We start from the raw sequence: 19,977 nt of genomic DNA, 5'->3' as shown, positions 1-19,977 counted from the left end.
CATTGCTATAGTAAAATTGTGATGAGACAGCAGCCTAAAATCACCTATTGCAACATCAAAATATTAGAGTTTCCTATGATACATCTAAGGAACTACAATTCAGACGATTGGGATGCGATCGCAGCTATTCATGATCGAGCCAGATTAGATGAACAGAGATTGTTACAACATGCGATTAATCGATGTGGAAAAACCTTGAGTACCCATGTCCTCAGTGGAAATGATGTTGCTTTAAATCTCCATCTAAGCGAGGGATTCAAGATTATAAAGACTAAGACAAGAAAACTTAATGGAAATGAGTCTTTCTAAGCAAATGGACATATTCTTGAACTTGATAAGCGATCGCTAACGACTTGAAGAGTATTAACATTAATAGGAGCGAATCTTATGAACCGATGGCTTGCCTTGATTTTGATATTTATCCCCATGCCTGTAGCCGCAGCAGAGCAACAAAAAACTGTTCCTGTCCAGTTTCAAGGTGAATGGAACTCCAATCTAAAGCAGTGCGGTACTAACCTTAACGATTCCCGCCTAATGATTAGCGTCGATCGCATTCAGTTTTATGAGAGTAATGGCCCGATAAAGGCTGTAGTTACTCAAGGTAAGTTTGAACTTGCACTGATCTCTGAATTATTTGGTGAGGGTGGAACTTGGCTTTCCTTCAGACAATACCGTCTTTCTGCCGATCGCGGCAAGCTAACCGACGTAACTAACGACGAATCAAAATTCGTGCGATATCGCTGTCCCAAGTTCTCAAAGTAAAGCTTGAGTAAGTTGAAAGTTTTTTGTTGCCGATGGTTCGATTTGCAGTTGGAGAACAGGATGAAAATATTGAAGGTCAAGCAGCGATGTAAATTATCTTTATCAAATCCAAATTAATGAAGAACATAAATTTTTCTATACTCATGGCATCTATATTTGTGCTTTGGATGCCAGCGATCGCAGGGGCATTTGCATCTGAAGCATCATGTCCAATTACCAAAAGCGTTTACCGTGATGGAGATGGGACAGGTTTTGAATTGGTTTTTTGGGAGCCACCCGTAGGAACTCCATTCCATGGAACCGCTATAATTAATCATCCTCAACATAAGCAAATTTATCGATTTATTGTTTCTCAATCCAGCGGTTATGGTTCTATTTGGTTAACGAATCAGGACAAAGATACTATTAATCTAAAGAATGACCGTAGCTTTGGAATTACATTTTTTGATCGGAATTTCAAATCTGCCACGCCGCTTTGGCTAGGCAAAGAAACAGATTCACCTAAGTATGCCATTGTCGCTGATTTAGGTAGTCATGATTACTATAGGAGAAGAGGCAGCACTTTACCCTTGCTGGGAGATGTCATATGGATTCACGATCGCTGCCAATAGGCTTGGGTTACGCACATAGCTGACACCGAACCAAACAAGACTGGCGACAGCTGACGCAATTCGTCAAGTTTTTGAAACAATGTAGAGAACCCCCGAAATGCTATAAATACTGATGAGACTTGAATGTTGAGATTAAAATGAGTGATAGTTCAGTAGAAGTGAGCCAAGACAATCATAAGTGGCAGTTCTGGATCGATCGCGGGGGCACATTTACCGATATTGTCGCGCAGAATCCTGATGGTCAGATTGTCTTGCATAAGTTGCTTTCTGAAAATCCCGATCGCTATATTGATGCGCCGATTCAAGGGATTCGTGATATTCTTGGGCTTGCGCAGTCTGAGCCGATCCCTGTAGCTGAAATTGCGGCAATCAAGATGGGAACAACTGTGGCGACTAACGCCCTTTTAGAACGAAAAGGCGATCGCACAGTTTTATTAATTACGAAAGGATTTCGGGATGCTTTACGGATTGGTTATCAGAACCGCCCGAATATTTTTGCGCGACATATTATTTTGCCTGAGATGCTTTATGAGCAGGTGATTGGGGTTGAGGAACGTTATAGTGCTCATGGAGAGGTTCTCATTGCGTTAGATGAGGAATTGGCTTTAAGAGAATTACAAAAAATTTATGATTTGGGGATTAGGGCTTGCGCGATCGCATTAATGCATAGTTATCGATATCCAGACCATGAGCGGCGCTTGGCTGAACTAGCAAAACAAGTTGGATTTACGCAAGTTTCCGTATCTCACGAAATTAGTTCCTTAATTAAGTTTATAAGTCGCGGTGATACTACCGTAGTCGATGCATATCTATCGCCAATTCTCAGACGCTATGTAGATCGAGTTAGTGCTGAACTTGGTAATCTCGACAATAATTCCACAAAACTAATGTTTATGCAGTCTAACGGTGGACTAATCGAAGCAAACTCTTTTCAAGGTAAAAACAGCATTCTCTCTGGCCCCGCAGGTGGGATTGTTGGTGCAGTTCAAACCAGTTTAAAAGCAGGTTTTGATAAAATTATTAGCTTTGATATGGGCGGAACTTCTACGGATGTCGCACATTACGCAGGCAGCTATGAGCGATCGCTATCTACAGAAGTTGCTGGGGTGAGACTTAGCACGCCAATGATGGCGATTCATACGGTAGCGGCAGGTGGTGGCTCGTTATTATTTTTTGATGGTGCAAGATATCGTGTTGGCCCCGAATCAGCAGGAGCTTTCCCTGGTCCCGCTTGTTATCACAATGGCGGTGCGTTGGCGGTGACTGATTGTAATGTGATGTTAGGGAAACTACAGCCCGATTTCTTCCCGAAAGTATTTGGGAAGGATGGAGATTTACCGCTTGAGCGAGAAATAGTAATTCAAAAGTTTACAGAGTTAGCGCAATCCATTGGTCAAGCCACAGGTCAACAAGTTTTACCCGAAGTCGTCGCTCAAGGTTTCTTAGAGATTGCTGTCGAAAAAATGGCGATGGCGATCAAAAAAATATCAGTACAGCGTGGTTATGATGTGACCGAATATGTGTTGTGTTGCTTTGGTGGAGCGGGGGGGCAACATGCCTGTGCGATCGCAGATGTGTTGGGAATGACACAAGTTTTTATTCATCCTTATGCTGGTGTGCTATCAGCTTATGGGATTGGTTTGGCAGATGTTCGCACAATTCGCGATCGCTCGGTTGAGTTAGAGCTTAGTTTGGAGTTGCTTGCAGAATTAGAAATGGTTGCTCTAGAGCTGAGCGAAGATGCAAAAATAGAGGTTTTACATGGCGCTAGTGATGAAGGTTTGCAAATCGAAACAGCTTTGCGTTTGCGCTATGCAGGCACTGATTCGTCACTAACTATTGCGATCGCTAATCCTCTGAGTTTCTGTTCACAGGAGATCTTAGAGTTTTTGCAAACCAGTTTTGAATCTTTACATAAAGAGCGTTATGGCTTTGTGTTTTCAGATAAAGCGTTGATCGTTGAGGCGATTGCAGTAGAGATGATTATGAAAATGCCGAAGGCGTTTAAGGAAAAAGGAAAAAGGAAAAAGGAAAAAGTTGGGGAGGCTGTTGCGATCGCTTCTGCGCGGGTTTATATGGGTGGGCAGTGGCTGGAAACTCCTATATATAGGCGTGAGGATTTGCGGATAGGCAATCGTGTTATTGGGGCGGCGTTGATTATTGATGCGACGGGGACTAATGCGATCGAGCCAAATTGGGAAGCGGAATTGACGGAGGAGGATTGTTTGATATTGAAGCGATCTCCAGATAGATCCCCCCCAGCCCCCCTTGTAAAGGGGGGAGAAGAGGACGTTCAAGTCCCCCTTTATAAGGGGGATTTAGGGGGATCTCTATCTCGCGCAGAAAATAGATCCCCCCCAGCCCCCCTTGTAAAGGGGGGAGAAGAAGTTCAAGTCCCCCTTTACAAGGGGGATTTAGGGGGATCTCTCCCTGATCCTATTAAGCTGGAGATTTTTAATAATCTCTTCCAATCGATCGCAGAACAAATGGGATTTACGCTGCAAAATACTAGTGCTAGCGTTAATATTCGCGAGAGATTGGATTTTTCTTGCGCGATCTTTGATCGGGCGGGAGAACTAGTTGCCAATGCGCCGCATATTCCTGTGCATCTTGGCTCGATGGGTGAGAGTGTCAAAGCATTGATACGCGATCGCGGCGATCGCATATTTCTTGGTGATGTTTTTGCCACTAATAATCCTTATAACGGCGGCACACATTTGCCTGATATCACGGTAATTACGCCAGTTTTTATTGGAGATAGTGAAAAGCCTACTTTCTATGTCGCGTCACGGGGACATCATGCGGATATTGGGGGGATTACTCCTGGTTCGATGCCTTCAAATAGTACTAGTATTGAAGAAGAAGGAATCTTATTTGATAATTTTCAGCTCGTGGAAAATGGACGCTTTTGTGAAGCCGAAACTCTGGCTTTACTGACTTCTAGCCAATATCCAGCTCGTAATCCTGCTCAAAACATTGCTGACTTGCAAGCCCAAATCGCAGCGAATGCTTGTGGTGCAAAAGAACTTCAGCGTATGGTTGCCCATTATGGTGTTGCAACTGCTCAATCCTATATGGGACATGTGCGGGACAATGCCGAATTTGCCATTCGTAAAGCGATCGCAAGTTTAGGAAAGGAAAAAGGAAAAGGGAAAAAGGAAAAATATGAACAGAAGTTCGTTTATCCTATTGATAATGGTAGTCAGATTGTGGTGTCAGTTAGTTTGAATGTTGAAGAGCGAACCGCAAAGATTGACTTTACAGGTACTTCTGCGCAACTTCCGAATAATTTCAACGCGCCGCTTGCTGTTTGTAAGGCCGTTGTACTATATGTTTTTCGGACTCTTGTTGATGATGAGATTCCGCTTAATGCTGGTTGCCTTGTCCCTCTGGAAATAATTGTGCCTGAAGGTTCGATGCTTAATCCTATTTATCCTGCGGCTGTGGTGGCGGGAAATGTCGAGACTTCTCAGGCGATCGCAAATGCTCTATATGGAGCGCTTGGTGTGATGGCAGCTTCGCAAGGCACGATGAATAACTTTACTTTTGGTAGTGATCGCTATCAGTACTATGAAACGATATGCGGTGGATCTGGTGCGGGAATTGATTTTGACGGTACTGATGCGATCCAAACTCATATGACTAATTCGCGCTTGACCGATCCCGAAATTTTGGAATGGCGATTTCCAGTTCTTTTAGAAGAGTTTGCAATCAGAGCGAATAGCGGTGGCAATGGAAAGCATCAGGGTGGAAATGGCGTAACTCGTCGGATTAAGTTTCTCGAACCCATGACAGCAGCAATTTTGTCTGGTAGTCGAGTCATTCCTCCATTTGGCTTAAATGGTGGTGAATCAGCCGCAACTGGACATAATTATGTAATTAGGAATCATGGAGAAATTACTGATTTACCAAGTACTGCTACAGTTCAAATGGAAGCAGGTGATACCTTTATGATTGAAACTCCTGGTGGTGGTGGTTATGGATAATGTTCAACTGAACATATAATGAAGGTGATTCCTGCTTTTTGACTTGGAGCGATCGCCCATGCAAGCCAATCCCGTGCAGTATTTGCGCTTAGATCTGGAAATTTCAGTCCCCTATAGTGTCGTCCTTGAAGGGCTTGATGCTTGGTTTGAGTGGGGATTAATTTCTGAAATAGATTTTAAATGGCGTAATAATCGAAGTTCGGCAAATCGGCTGACGATTGTGGCATTTCAAAATGATCAGATTCTCCAAGGGCTAGACTTATTCTTGGAGCTTGGCTTAATTACTCAAAAGTCAGTAAAGCTGATTGGGGAAACTCGCTTTGTTTGCGAAATCAAAGCAACAGCGGCTGAGTCAGTACTTTCCAGATTGACCGCTAATAATTTTGAAGATTCAGAAACAACTTTGCGACCTGCGAATATTTCTGGCTCTAGATTGCCGCGATCGCGTGTTGTCGAAATACCCGTAAAAGTAAAAGCGCCGCAAGAGCCGAGCAAAGTCGCTCAAACTGTGCGATCGCTACTTTCTGAATTCAGCACGATGTGGCTGTTGTTTTTAGGTGTGTTTCTGGTTGTGGTTTCATCGGGTTTGCTAGCCGCTAGTCAATGGGATAACTTTTCGCCACAAATACAATATTTATTGCTGCTAGCCTATACCCTTGGCTTTTTTGGCGTGGGTTTCTGGACAAGCAAAAATGAGCGTCTGCGGATGACCACTCGTGCTTTGCAGTTAGTGACACTGCTCTTAGTACCAGCTAATTTCTGGGCTATGGATGGCTTAGGCTTATTGAAAAATCCTGCGGGAATCGGGCTTAGTGCGATCGCAGGTTGTTTACTTTCAGCGATCGCAATTTTTCTATTACAAACATCCTTTGTATTTCGAGAAGCTCAGATTTTATCTGAAGATTCGTTAACTAATAAACCGCGAAAACGTACAAAAAGGCAGCTTAGCCAAATCTCAATTTTGGCGATTTTGTTTCTAGGTTGGCTGCATCTCGGCTGGTTCTTATCATCATACTATCCATTAATCGCCGTCTATCTGGGCATCATTGCCATTGCCACCTCCACCTTTCTCAATCGCCGCCAAAGTTTAAATACTGCCGACAGTTCGACATTTCCATTGGCGCTGATTACGGGAGCTTACAGTACCGTATTACTCATTAGTCGAGCGCTCTTATTTGGGAATGTTTCCGTTTTTAAATTAGGCTTAGCTTTTGGAGTTTGCGGCTGGGTTTTAGTTCAAATTACTAACAAGTCCGAAAAGTTGCGATCGTCTTCTGAAGCATCAAGTTTAACCACAACCAATCCATCAGCAATTACATTTCAGTCTAATCTCGGTCAAATCCTCCTCGGATTAGGTTGGCTGGTATCGGTTTGGGACAAATATCCTTGGCAGACTTTTACGATTAGTTTATTGATTGCATGGATGCTGTGCGATCGCCTAATTAAACGCGAGGAATCAAGTGATTTAACTTATTTATTCTTTTGGGGTTTACAAATTCTCTGGCTAGGTCAAAGGCTTATTCCTGATGCTTGGAAAGGAGATTTCACGCAGCAATTATTAACTTGGTTTCAGACTCAATCTGAAATTAATTTATTTGGAATCTTACTATTTCCCTATTTAATTATTACTTTAGTTATTGCGGCTATTTATCGCGATCGCCAAAAATATCATTTAGCAAATACGGGTGAATTACTAGCTTTAGGATTTGGAGTTTTACTTACCATTCTTAGCGTTGGCTATCCGTCCACCATATTTGTTAACTTATCACTTTCCGCAGTAACCCTATTCATCGTCCAAGCAAGGCGTTCGCCTACAAGCAAAGACTTGCATAGTCTGGTTTATTTCGCACATATCGTTACTCTCAGTGCGATCATCTCAGGGCTTTACTTCTTCACTCGTTCCACAGACATCTTTGCATGGGCTGGATTTCTCTTAGTCACGATGTTAGTTGAATGGAGTGGAGTTTTGGTGATTGGGAAGCTAAGCCTACGCCCCAAAGGAGAAAACCTTCATCTACAAGCATGGCGCGATAGTGCATGGCATATCGGCGCAAGTTTAGCGGCGCTTAGCTATATCTTGCTGTGGAGTTCTTCTGTTGCAGGACGAAATCTTGTTGGTAGCAATTTAGTTAACAATAGCGAATTGTTAGTTAACTCAAGTTATTGGGGGATAGCTTGGCTATGCGTCCCAATCTCTCTCACTTTTTTAGGGACTTGGCGCGAATTTGCCGATCGCGATTTGGCGATTAAACTGAGCATTGCGGGACTAGCGATCGCCCAGTTTTTAACTTGGAATGGCGATGGCTCACGGGTAATTGGATTGGGTGTTGCTTTTGCGCTGATGCTGGTTAATACTCGCCGCAGTAAATCGCTGTTGACCACCTTTAATACAGTTGGCTATGGCTTATTGTTTATCGCCTCGCTCCTCTGGCAATTCAAATTTGGAGGTGGCTATATTGCTCAGTTAACCTTTGGCATTAATGGAGCAGTTGTCAGCGTATTACTGCTATATGTTCTTAATCATTGGCTCAAATACCGCCGCGATCGCCATGTTGCTAACCTCAATTTACCTTTAAATCAATCCTATTCCCAAGCCTTCGATATCTGGGCAGCGATTCTCTCCACGGCTTTATTGCTTCTGCAAACATCTCAAGCCGCGCTTGTTTTTGGCTTTAATCAAGACGATCAATTGTTTGTCAATCTTTTGCCCAGCACCGTTTTAGTCACTTTAGGGTTGATTTATCGCATTTGGCAAGATACAGGTAAATCACCTTTTTGGACTGAATGGGGAATCGCTTGGAGTGTTGAACTTCTCACGTCAGGCGCAGTTGTGATTAGCAATGGCTCAGCAATTGAGCTGGCGATCGCCAATATTGCGCTTGGATTCGTAACGCAGCTATGCGGCGATTGGTGGATGAAACGCACAGGCAAAGATGAATATCCTCGCAGTTGGGATATCATTCCATTAATTTATGGGGTGATGGGTTCGTTATTAAGGATCGGCAACTTTAGCAGTCTCACAGGTTTATTTTCACTGAGTACATCACTGATCGGCATCGGCATCGGACGCAGATCTTCTCAATCTAATCCTGTTTTCAAAGCTCTCACCTATCTCTCGATGGTCGTAGCCACATTCTCTGCTTACGAACTGCTTTTCTATCAAATGCTGTCTAGTCCTCAAGGTGGGAGCCTTGGCGATGGTTTAGTTGTTCTTGCGGTATTAGGTTGTGCGATCGCCTACGCCTACCAGCTATTCGCTAACTGGATCGCCCCATATTTACGACTCTCATATAGAGAGATTGGCATTTCCGCGCATTTACATTGGACTGCGAGCGCGATCTTTCTATTATTAGGAAGCTTCTTAAATCCTGCCACAACTAGCGGTGTCCTCGGCGGCGGTGTTGCGATCGCCTTAGCTGCCTATGCGATCGCGCAGGGCAAGAGATCCCTCCTAGCCCCGCTTGTAAAGGGGGGGATGGATTCAGGTTCCATTTATAAAGGGGATTTAGGGGGATCAGAACTCTGGATTTATATAGGGCTAACTACCGCGATTGGTGCGATCGCCTATTTCCTATATTTCGCTTTTCCTAATCCTTGGCTAATCAACAACTTTATTCAGCCCTACGCCGCCGCGATCGCCTGTATCTTTGGGACGATACTATATCAGCCACCTTGGGAAGAATGGGGCTGGGCAGAACAGCCTTGGCATCACTCAGCTTTCGCATTGCCGTTGATTTTTGCGTTTATAACTCAAAGTGCGATCGCGATTCCATGTCTAATCATCGTCGGAATTTTCTATGCTATCTATGCCAAAGTCCAAGACCAAATCCGCGCCACTTACATCACTGTTTTTCTCTGGGATTGGGCGATTTTCCAGAATGTATCCCAGAGTCTGAATGAATTCTCCAGCTTCAAATTTTTGATCAATATTTGTGTGATTGGCTTCACTGGACTATATTTTGCTCAAGTTGAACCAAATCTGCGATCGCCTAACACTAAAGCTCTACGCCATGCTTTTAGAAGCCTTTTAAGTGGTGGAATGGGGCTAATTGCCTTTATCTATTCCTTTACCAATCCCAGTATTGCTCTCTCAACTTGGGGCTTAAGCGCTGCCTTCATTGTTGCGGGGCTAGCATTCCGAGTCCGTGCCTATCTATTTATGGGAACGTTCACTTTTATTTTGCTAGTGATCTCCCAAGCCGTAACTTTGGTTACCCAATATTCTTTCTTGATGTGGGCGCTCGGCATCTTTGCAGGGATTGGGTTTATTTTGGTTGCTGCCAATTTTGAAGTGCGGCGCGATCGCATTCTGGCGCTATTTCGTAATGTTGCGATCGAGTTGGAAGCATGGGAGTAAACGCTTTGTTTTTTCTTGAAAGGTAGACGATTCGCGATCTCATAAATTACTTTTTTAGCCTAGCGATCGCTTCTTGTGCTTGTGTTACGAATGGCTGATAGTTAATTTGTTGACCAATTTGCAAACGTTCTTCTAGAGATTTAATTGCTTCTTCTGGTTGATTTTGCTTTTCCTGCATTTCAGCGATGATGCGTAAGTTTCTACCTTGACTGTAGCGATCTCCAATCGCGCGGTAAAGGTTTTGGGCTTGTTGAAGATATTCCAAAGCGCTTTTAGGATCTTCTTGTAGCTTGCCATATTCATGTAAGACATTCGCCTCTCCCAAACGATCGCCAATCTCGCGGTAAAACGCCAGTGCCGCTTCATACCTCTCTAATGCTTCTGTGCGACGGTCAAGAAATTGCAATACATCGCCGATCGCTTTTAAAGTGTTCGCCTCTCCCAAACGAGCGCCAATCTCGCGGTAAATTGCCATCGCCGCTTCATACCTCTCTAATGCTTCTGTGCGACGGGCAAGAAATTGCAATTCATCGCCGATCTCTAGTAATGTGTTCGCCTCACCCAACCGAGCGCCAATCTCGCGGTAAATTGCCATCGCCGCTTCATACCTCTCTAATGCTTCTGTGCGACGGGCAAGAAATTGCAATTCATCGCCGATCTCTAGTAATGTGTTCGCCTCACCCAACCGAGCGCCAATCTCGCGGTAAATTGCCATCGCCGCTTCATACCTCTCTAATGCTTCTGTGCGACGGGCAAGAAATCGCAAAACAATGCCGATCGCTTTTAATGTGTTCGCCTCTCCCAAACGATCGCCAATCTCGCGGTAAAACGCCATCGCCGCCTCATACCTCTCTAAGGCTTCGGTGCTTCGGTTGAGAAATTGCAATACATCGCCGATCGCTTGTAATGTGTTCGCCTCTCCCAAACGATCGCCGATCTCGCGGTAAAACGCCAGCGCCGCTTCATACCTCTCTAAGGCTTCGGTGCTTCGTTTGAGAAATTGCAATACATCGCCGATCGCTTTTAATGTGTTCGCCTCTCCCACACGAGAGCCAATCTCGAGGTAAATATTTAGGGCGCGATTATATTGCAAAAGTGCTTTTGGATATTCATCTTGATAATAAAAACACCTGCCCAACTCCTCCAGCGTTTCCGCCAGTTCCCCTTGCAATTCATAATGCTCTTGCAGCTCAATTGTCTTTTGGAAATAATCGATCGCCAGATCCTTCTCAAATCCCAAATTTGCGGAAACTCCCTCACTCAGTCGCGCCGCATACATCCTTGCCAACTGACCATACAGCGTGATCAAACTGCGATCCATCGCCCCAAACTTTGCAACCACCTGCGCTATCCGTTCCTCCAACTCAGGTATCGAATAGAGAAAGTCTTCCACATCCTCCCCAGTTCCCATTCCCATTCCCCGCACCACCGCCCCCGCAATCAGCGATCTGCGTAACGACTTAAACTCAAACACCCCATCACGCCAACTCCAAAAGTCAGGAGCCTTCCGCGCAATATCTCGATAAAGCTCCTGCGTCAGCCACAACACGATCGCAAAGGGAAACTCCCGCAAGCCTTCCCTAGTCCATTGCAAATAACCAAAAAACTTCTCTCGTTCTGTCTGTTGAGCAACGCGATCGTCATTTGATGAAGAATCAATCACAGGCAACCAAGTCCGCAACACCTCCGCGCCCAACACCGACACCACCGCGATCGGCTTTCCATGCAAAGCTGGCTCCCTTTGCACCAAATTTGCCAAAGCCATCCGCAAACTCGGCTCCTCCCGCGCCAACTTCACCCGATAAGCCCCAATCCCTCTTGGCAAATCCTTCTCATACCGTCCAATCAACTCATCTCGCAACACATCATCTTCACATATCGCCAACAACAACGACAAACGCGGCGCACTCGTCTCCAATGACACCATCAGCCGCGCCAAGTTCTTCTCATTCTGTTGTTGAACTACGACATCATCTTCCATAATTACTAGGCAATCAGTACATATTGTCTACATTTTAATTTTAGGGTGTATATTCCCCCCAGCCTCTCTTAAAAAGGCTAACGTTTACGCACAAGTCTCTCTGTCTTCGTTCGATTTATCTAAGCCCCCTAAATCCCCCAATTCTGGGGGACTTTGAAAGGATTTTATTTTCTTGTCCCCCCAGAATTGGGGGCTAGGGGGCGATTAATTGTTGACTTAGCTAGGTTTTATGACTTGTGTGTACACGGTAGCTTATTGTGTGCCGCACTCTGTAAGACTTTTTCCTTCAAATCACTTTGCGTAATTTCAACAAATCCACCACCAAAGGATGTAACCCATACCAAGTATCCGCATTGCGATATTCGATCACGCTCACATTATGCAGCAATGTCAAAAACTCCTTTTGCTTCGGATCAACAGGCTCCTTCTTCTCATAGGTAGTCTTCAAAATTTCATAATCCGCAGTGCCATAGGTAATCGCATAGTCATTGCGTAAATTATTCAGCGCCTCCTGCAAAATCTCAGCATCAATCTTAACCGTAAACCACCGATCTTCAGAAAGACTGCGTAACTTCACCAAGGCTAACCGACTGCATTCATTAGTCAATCGCACCAATTCCCGCAACACCCCACCACTTAATAGAATCAATTGATCCAAAGTTTCCACCTCGATCAAATTATCAATGTCGCGCTTTTGCAATACCTCTCGCAACACCTTCAGATTTGCCTCAATTGGTTCTGCACTTTTCTGATACAAACTCTTGCGATCGTACAACTTCAAAACGGGCATAAACACAATCCGATTCTCAGTTTCCGATTCGATGCTATAGCGTAACTCTCCATCCCGTAAGGTTGCGATCGGAATCGTGTATAAAACTGCAAATTCTGTTTGCAAAAGCGCCTTAATATTGTCCTTAAAAATATTCCGAACTGTACTCAGATCCAGCTTGTCAATATCATCAATAATTACGACAACCTCTAATTTACTCGCCAGTTTAATTTCCGTCGCAATCAAGTTAATCGTTTCTCGCAGCGAACGAAAATCTTTGCGAAATTCCGTCTCAAACTTATCGCGAATCGCTGCATCGGACTTAATCTTGCCTTGCAATACTTTCAGAAAATCAAAACCAGCACTCAACTCTGCCGAAGTATTTTCTTCTTCTATCTGTGTATGTTTATCAAACCAACGATAAAAAAGTTCTTTTTGTTTAGGGGCGATCGCAATTTTTTGTTCCTCAGCACGACGCATCATCTCGACTGCTATCAAAAACAAAATATTGATATGGTTAACGCTTGAGCGCTCTAAAGACTCTGCGATCGAAAAGAATACCGTAAAGAACCGCCCCTCAATCCGATTTTTTAGCTCAGCCAAGAGCGTAGATTTACCACAACCCGTATGTCCCGAAAAAATAAACTGATTACTGGTATTTGAGCAATCTTCGATCAGCTCTTCCAGTTGTGCCAACACATCCTCACCATACTCCACCCGATAGGCTGCCAATGATTCGCGATCGAGTAAGGGTGAAACCTGAAGTCTTTGACGGAGATCTCTCAGTTGTTCGCGGCGAGTAGGATTCATAAGCATTACATAGCGAGCGTATCAACAGCGATATTAGATAATCTTGAGGATTTTAGCACTAATGATTAGAGCTATATCTGTTTTAAACAAGCAGAAAGCTTGCGATCGCTAAGATATTTAAAAAAACAGGACGCTTTGCGTCCTGTTTTTTTGTTGGTATTTAATTTCCGTAATTTTGTCTGGCTTTATTTGCCTCATTGCGTAATGCATCCAGACGCTTTTCGATCAATGTACGCGATCGCCCCTTTGACGCATCACTGAGCATAATCTTCAGCCCACTGCCTAAACTTTTATAAGCCGCAGGCAAAGGATAGCCATTACGAACAGCTAGGCGAATTGCGCCTTGATCAGCCTCGATCAAGTTACGAATGTCTTTTTTGCTAGTTCCCTTGCGCCATAGCTGAAACCCTGCCACACCACAAATACCCAGCGCCAGCACAAATAGTAAACCGTTTTGTACCCAAAGTTCACCAACCGCACCACCTAGCCCGATCGCTAGTGCTGCGACTTCCCAGCCATCTTTTGGCACTGCGTCATTTTGAATACGGGCGACCTCATGCCAATACAGCAAATTGCGCTGATCCTCAGCCATACGTTCCCAGCGCACCATATCGACTAAAATCACCACTTCATCGCCGCCAGCTTCTTCACAGGCGATTAGGGGTGGGCGGACACCATCAGCATTAAGCACTTTTACCCATGCCTGTAACTCTGGCGGCAGCAAGTCTTGCAGACGGCGGATCTCAGTTCTGGCAAAGGTATTTCGGAGGGAGGAAGAAGTTGGAGATGGCATGAATCTTCGTCAAAGTTCAGAATTTTTGGGGACTTATCACTAAATCTAGATTTTAGTATAAGTTTTAACTACTTGCACTTTATTAAACCCAAAATTATTACGTCTGGCGTAGCCCGACGCAATAATTTTGGGTTTAATTATTACCTTAAGATTATACTCTGGGCATGAGCCTCTTACAGCGCTTTGCGCTTAAACCCGAATCAATAATTTTTTTGAAAGTGTTGCTTCGCAACACTTTCAAAAAAATTATTGTGGTGCTCGCTTACGCGATTTCTTTGATCTCACGAATATAATCATTTTCACTAATCTTTCCTGCTTTAAATTTCTCTTGCAAAGCCGCGATCGCAGGTGTGAGTTCTTTCTGCTTGTCAGCAATTGCCTTTTGCAGATCTTGAAAAGTGCGTTTTCCTTCAGATTTAGCGTTAGAAAATAGTTCTGCTAGCGTCACATCATCGATTTCGCAGCCTTCAGCAAAATATTGATTTGCGAGGTTACCAATTGCCCAAGTCATACTAAAGGCCGCAGAACCGCTGATAATGCTCCCAGCTACAGGGATCAGAAGTACGATATTTGAGAGTGCAATTCTTGCCGCCGTAGCACCCACACTACCAAACACAACTTTATTAAAATCTGGAGAAGCATGGTTCGCTGGATATCCCCAAATTTTGCCAATTTTCTGTACTAGCTCTACCTGATCTTTATAAATCATCAAATGACTGACGGTGGCAAATCCAGGGGTGGGCATCGCGCCACCCACAGCGTGCATAATTGCAAATAGGCGCACATTGGTATTAACTGCTAGTTCGCGCTTCTCAGGATCGGCGATCGCTTCCATTTGCTCTGAAATCGACATGTTTTGAGCAGCATCGACGATCGCTGTCAGTTTCTCAACCGTGCCATCTGCCAATGTAAATTTATCTTGGATCATCCGCAAGAGTTCTGTTTCTGGTCTACTGACATCACTATCGGATTTTGCCATGATGTAGGCTGATTGATATAACTGCTCTTTGATCAAGGGACTATTGATTTTGTTAAGCAGATCATTGATGGAAATATGCTCTTCTAAAAGTCGTTCAAGCGTAATCTCTTCTTGAAGATCCAGAGCAGCAATTGCATCTTCTAGAATCGCTTTTTCTTGCTCATCTATATGATTGTCTGCGATCGCGACCTGTATCAAAATCATCAGACTAGCTAAGATCTCATCGCGATTAATCGCCGACTCATCTAACGATGTCGAATCAAAGACACTTTCAGATTGGCGATCGGCGACTGTATACAGGCGGGTAAATTCTCCTGATAGCCAGTCGCCTTGAGTTGGTATGCGTTCCAATCGACTGTCTTGTGTTAAATCTTGCGTTAAAACAGACTGCAAATAGATATAACGACAGTCAACCTGTGTGAGATTAGTAGTAGCATCAATAGTCCATCGATCCAGACAGATTCCTGTAAATAGAGCGTTGCTAAAATCTGTACCAACAGCATTGGTCAAGGTGAGATTGGCACTTTCCAAATTTGCACTTTTTAAAGTAGCGCCGCGCAAGTCTACTTCCCTTAAATTTGCTCCAATGAGGTCGGCTCCAATTAGATTTGCCCCTTGAAAGTCCATCCCCACATAGGATTGCTTTCTGCCATTACCTGTGACCAATAGATGCAATAAGGCTGGCTGGCTCAAAATCGAGCCACGATCTACTCTCGCTAGCAATAGCTGCTCGGTTTCATAAAAGCGCGATCGCATCAAAATTGCTTTTCTAAAGTCGGCACTATTTAATCGGGCTTGAGAAAAATTGGTATTGGTGAGATCTGCCTCACGAAAGCTAGTTCCTAAAAATGCGGCAATGGCTACTGCAAAATTATGAATGGCAGTATGTTCTACATCACCTGCTACAGCCCGCACCGCCACATATATTCCTAAACCCACTGCGCCCAAAGAACTCCATGCAGGGGCATTGGCGAACTGGCATCCGATGAAGGCAGCCACGATCGCGATCGCGCCGACAAATGCGCCCATAGCTTTCCCCCGAATCATCTCCGCACTTGCAACGATCGCCGCCACACATCTAGCGATTACGAATGCCAAAAGTATGGCAAGAGTACTGGTAGCTAGCGACTCACTTAACAAACGATGAGAAGCAATGATTGAAGTTGCCATGACTGTTGTTACTACCATGCCATTAAACAAGAAACCATCTAGGACACTGAAGCCTTGCCGCAAAGTAACTTGAGTCCCAAAAGCTAGCACAATCAGTAAAAGCGTGCCAGGAATGGTCTCTATCCCCGTTCTTGCTGTCGTCTCTCTAGCGATCGCCGTACTCAGAAAAAACGAGAAAATACCTGTCACACTAGCAAGGGCGACCAATCCTATTATGGCGATCGCTTTCCGAGCATCGGTCAAACCTGCTTTGGCGTTAGTAAAATTTGCATCCGTGAGATTTGCCCCTGTAAAGTCGGCGCTACGAATATCCGCACGACTAAAGTTAGCTCCTGTCAAGTCTTGTCCTTTAAAAGAACGTCCGCGCAAATATTCGCCTGCAAAGTTTTGTGGCATGTTATTCCCAGTCAAAATCAGCAATAGATAATACTTTATTACCACATGGTTGTCGCCAGTCAAATCCAAACCCCCAAATGGTTTGTGAAAGGGTGTCCCGAAATGACACTCTCTCACAAACCATTTGGGATTGCGATATACTGCGTGCAGTAGTTTCTGTGAAAGCAAAATCAGGATGTTAAAGAACTTTTGGTATGCCTTATGCTTGAGTACAGAGGCGAAAGAAAAGCCGATTCGTGTGACAGCTCTGGGACAAGAACTGGTCGTTTATCGCAACAGTAAGCATAAAGCGATCGCCATGAGTGATTTGTGTGTTCATCGAGGAGGCGCGTTAAGTAGTGGCTGCGTGAAACATGACTCTGTTGTATGCCCCTATCACGGCTGGGAATATAAATCCGATGGCACTTGTGTAAAGATTCCATCTTACCAAGAAGATATTCAAATTCCACGTAAGGCACGTTTAGATAGCTATCCAACAGAGGAGAAATACGGTTTTATCTGGGCTTTCCTAGGCGATTTACCTGAAGCTGAACGTCCGCCTATGCCTGTCTTTTCGGAATATGAAGATCCTAAGTACAAGCCGTTGTGGGGAGATTACGAATGGGATGTGAATTATACTCGTGCCGTGGAAAACGGAATGGATATAGCTCATGCTCCCTTTGTTCATGCTGGCAGTTTTGGTAACCGCGATGAGCCTGAGGTAGAAAGCTATGAAGTTGAGAAGTTAGAATGGGGCGGTGATGCGACCGTATATCTAAACCCGCCACCACCCTCAGGGATGTGGGGACTGTTGCGCGGTGGTAAGGAACGTCCACCTGTAAAAACAACTGGTGGCTATCGGATGCCCAACATTACTCGATTACAGGTATGTTTGCCCATCGGTGATTTTGTCCTCTATGTATGCCATTTACCAGTCAGTGATCATCATACGCGCAGTCTTTGGCTCCAGTTACGCAGCTTCTTTACTAATAAATTATTTGATCGCGATAGCGTAGGTCGTGTCATCAAGATTTTTGATGAAGATCGCCAGACGGTTTCAGAGCAACGTCCTCAAGTAGTCCCTTATGACCTCAGCGCAGAATTGCATGTACGGAGCGATGCAATTCAAATTGATTTTCGGAAAATGAGGAACAAGTATATTGATATGGGTTGGGAGATCGATACTTCTCTCATTCAATCTGAATATGCCAATATGAGAGCGTTAGTCATTCCTTCTCCTGCAAGACGCGAAAATCCTGAACTGGCAAATTCATGGGTGATGCAGGAAGTACCTACCATAGCAACCTCTTCGTGACGATATGAAGTTAATTCGTGATTTTATTTTACTGCCACTGTTTCTTTTATCTATGGTGACAGCTTTTGCGCCTACAGTGCTAGCGGCTAAGTCTAATCCTCCAATTCCGTTGAATCGTTATCAGCTAGAGAATGGTTTGCGGGTGTGGCATCAATATCGTCCTGACAGCAAATCTGCGATCGTTTATCTAGTGATCCAAACTGGTTCGCGAAATGAGACAGCCTTTAATAATGGAATTTCCCATTATGTTGAGCATATGGTCTTTACAGGTACAGAGCGTTGGACCGAGGAACAAGTTAAAGATACGATCGCGAATATTGGTGGATCGTGGAATGGTTGGACAAATAAAGAGCAGACTGGCTACTATGCTCAGGTTGCCGATCTCGATGTTGAAATCGCTTTGGATTGGCTATCACAGATAGTTTTTCATCCGACATTTCCTGCGAATAAGGTTGAAAAAGAACGTCATGTTGTTTTTCAAGAGAAGGGAGGACAATATGGATGGTTCATCAACCAATTGGAAGCATGGGGATATGGTTATGACTTATGGCGCGAGGTAGAAAAAGCGCTATTCCCAAATTCAACTTTGACGATGACGGTTATTGGGGAAGAGGATTCGCTAAAGCGGATCGATCGCAATATGTTGCTGGATTATTATAAGCAATATTACAACACCAAAAATGCGACTCTAATCGTGGTTGGCAATGTTGAAGCATCGAAGTTGCAACCTATGGTAGCAAGGTACTTTGGTGATTTGCGATCGCAGGGTAAGCCTACAGACATTGTGACAGCATCTGCGGCTGATAGAGGAGCTTATCGAGTCAAGGTTGCAGGGCCAATGCTCAACGATCAGATTCGCTTAGTCACTGGTACGCGAACTGTTGGAGATGGACATAGCGATCGCTGGAGTCTTGATGTTTTAGCAAAAATGATGAGTCGCGATCTGTCTGAAGAAATTCGCACAAAGCGGGGATTGGTTTACAGTCTGTCAGCATTTAATAGCAGCTATCGTGACGTGGGATATTTTGCCGTTACTACTCGCTCTGAGGAGAAGCATCGCGATACGATTTTGCAGCTTGTGGATAGCTATATTGAGAATGTACGCCAAGGGAAGATAGATGCAAAACGTTTGGCAGAGGCGAAAACGAGTTTGATTCGCTCTTGGTCAATCTCTAGGGAGAGTAATGGCGCGATCGCGGATTCGTTGATGTATTGGTCAGCAATACTTTCAGATACGGAACCTGTTCCAGATTATGTCACTGAGATTGAGAAGGTTTCGGCTCAGGATCTGGTGCGAGTTGTGCAAACCTACTTTGTGCCGCAGCGTCGCTTTGTGGGGATACATCAACCTGCAATCACTTTAATCTTTGGCTTGCAAGTTGCTGGAGCGATCGTAGTCATTTTGGGAGGATGGATTGTGTATAGAGTGTGGCGGCGTAAGCGGAAAAAGAAGGCTGTTAATGTTATTACTGATTTATGAGAAAATTTCTATGGATAGCTGGATAGATTGAGTTGTCCCGATCCTCAAAATTGTAACGTCATTTCTAGAACTCAAAAACCTTACTGGGCTAGTTTTTGAGTTCTAAAAAGTGTGCCGATATTTTCGAGGATTGGTATAAAGCGATCGCCCCCAATTCAATCTCAACAAACCGCGATCGCTCCAGCCACAACCCCGCAAAAAGCGATCGCACCTAACTCAATATATCATTTTGATATTTCAACCTGCTCATTCTCCCGAATTAAACCCGATTGAGCGGGTCTGGTTACATTTGAAGCAAGGGTTGCGCTTTGCCTTACCCAAAAACATGGATGAGTTGCGGCTTTTGCTCAAGAATCGTCTCTCCGAGATGACTAAATCTGTCATTGCTTCCCTTGTCGGTAGAGATTCCATACTGGACGCTCTATCTGTTGCCTCTCTTTTGTGATTTGGTATTAGGTCTACCCAACAAATCGCCCAATTCAAATCGCATAAAAAATTGATAAGGTTGCATCCCGTAGGGATGCAACCTTATCAATTGAGATACGTAAGTAGCATTGTTAGCTTTCTAGGGGCAATTATAGTGTCCACC

12 protein-coding genes are annotated in these 19,977 nt (G+C 44.3%); 8 read left to right on the top strand and 4 right to left on the bottom strand.

Features of this window, described 5'->3' with window-relative positions; genetic code table 11:
- The first annotated feature begins 75 nt into the window (after positions 1-75).
- The 5 genes from APA_RS09030 to APA_RS09010 all read left to right on the top strand — a co-directional run bounded on the left by APA_RS09030 (position 76) and on the right by APA_RS09010 (position 9,716).
- Positions 76-309: a hypothetical protein gene (locus tag APA_RS09030; RefSeq protein ID WP_201321960.1), complete on the top strand. Its 234-nt coding sequence runs from the start codon at positions 76-78 to the stop codon at positions 307-309.
- A gap of 78 nt (positions 310-387) precedes the next feature.
- On the top strand, positions 388-762 hold the full coding sequence (locus tag APA_RS09025; protein WP_201321959.1) for a hypothetical protein: 375 nt from the start codon (positions 388-390) through the stop codon (positions 760-762).
- A 143-nt stretch (positions 763-905) separates the two neighbouring features.
- The gene (locus tag APA_RS09020; protein ID WP_201321958.1) at positions 906-1,373 is read left to right on the top strand and encodes a hypothetical protein; all 468 of its coding nucleotides are present in this window, start codon (positions 906-908) and stop codon (positions 1,371-1,373) included.
- 137 nt (positions 1,374-1,510) lie between these two features.
- Complete coding sequence (locus APA_RS09015; protein ID WP_201321957.1) at positions 1,511-5,359, top strand: hydantoinase B/oxoprolinase family protein; 3,849 nt, start codon at positions 1,511-1,513, stop codon at positions 5,357-5,359.
- Positions 5,360-5,417: 58 nt separating this feature from the next.
- On the top strand, positions 5,418-9,716 hold the full coding sequence (locus tag APA_RS09010) for a hypothetical protein (protein ID WP_201321956.1): 4,299 nt from the start codon (positions 5,418-5,420) through the stop codon (positions 9,714-9,716).
- Positions 9,717-9,762: 46 nt separating this feature from the next.
- Here APA_RS09010 and APA_RS09005 read toward each other — a convergent pair whose 3' ends face one another.
- From APA_RS09005 to APA_RS08990, 4 genes are all read right to left on the bottom strand, one after another.
- On the bottom strand, positions 9,763-11,697 hold the full coding sequence (locus APA_RS09005; RefSeq protein ID WP_201321955.1) for a tetratricopeptide repeat protein: 1,935 nt from the start codon (positions 11,695-11,697) through the stop codon (positions 9,763-9,765).
- A gap of 286 nt (positions 11,698-11,983) precedes the next feature.
- Positions 11,984-13,276 (bottom strand): P-loop NTPase fold protein, encoded by a 1,293-nt coding sequence (locus APA_RS09000; protein ID WP_201321954.1) that lies wholly within the window; start codon positions 13,274-13,276, stop codon positions 11,984-11,986.
- A 160-nt stretch (positions 13,277-13,436) separates the two neighbouring features.
- A complete protein-coding gene (locus APA_RS08995) occupies positions 13,437-14,069 on the bottom strand; it encodes a DUF3318 domain-containing protein (RefSeq protein WP_201321953.1) in 633 nt (210 codons plus the stop codon).
- A gap of 262 nt (positions 14,070-14,331) precedes the next feature.
- Entirely contained in the window at positions 14,332-16,614 is a 2,283-nt protein-coding gene (locus APA_RS08990; protein ID WP_201321952.1) for a DUF533 domain-containing protein, read from the bottom strand.
- A gap of 175 nt (positions 16,615-16,789) precedes the next feature.
- Here APA_RS08990 and APA_RS08985 point away from each other — a divergent pair, with 175 nt between their 5' ends.
- The 3 genes from APA_RS08985 to APA_RS08975 all read left to right on the top strand — a co-directional run bounded on the left by APA_RS08985 (position 16,790) and on the right by APA_RS08975 (position 19,833).
- The gene (locus tag APA_RS08985) at positions 16,790-17,908 is read left to right on the top strand and encodes an aromatic ring-hydroxylating dioxygenase subunit alpha (protein ID WP_201321951.1); all 1,119 of its coding nucleotides are present in this window, start codon (positions 16,790-16,792) and stop codon (positions 17,906-17,908) included.
- 4 nt (positions 17,909-17,912) lie between these two features.
- Complete coding sequence (locus APA_RS08980) at positions 17,913-19,388, top strand: pitrilysin family protein (RefSeq protein WP_201321950.1); 1,476 nt, start codon at positions 17,913-17,915, stop codon at positions 19,386-19,388.
- A 229-nt stretch (positions 19,389-19,617) separates the two neighbouring features.
- Complete coding sequence (locus APA_RS08975; protein ID WP_201321949.1) at positions 19,618-19,833, top strand: transposase; 216 nt, start codon at positions 19,618-19,620, stop codon at positions 19,831-19,833.
- Positions 19,834-19,977: the final 144 nt, after the last annotated feature.

It is taken from the genome of Pseudanabaena sp. lw0831 (assembly GCF_016584665.1).
GTDB lineage: Bacteria > Cyanobacteriota > Cyanobacteriia > Pseudanabaenales > Pseudanabaenaceae > Pseudanabaena.
The sequence above is the reverse complement of the archived record's forward strand: the minus strand, read 5'-3'. Positions and strand labels throughout refer to the sequence as shown.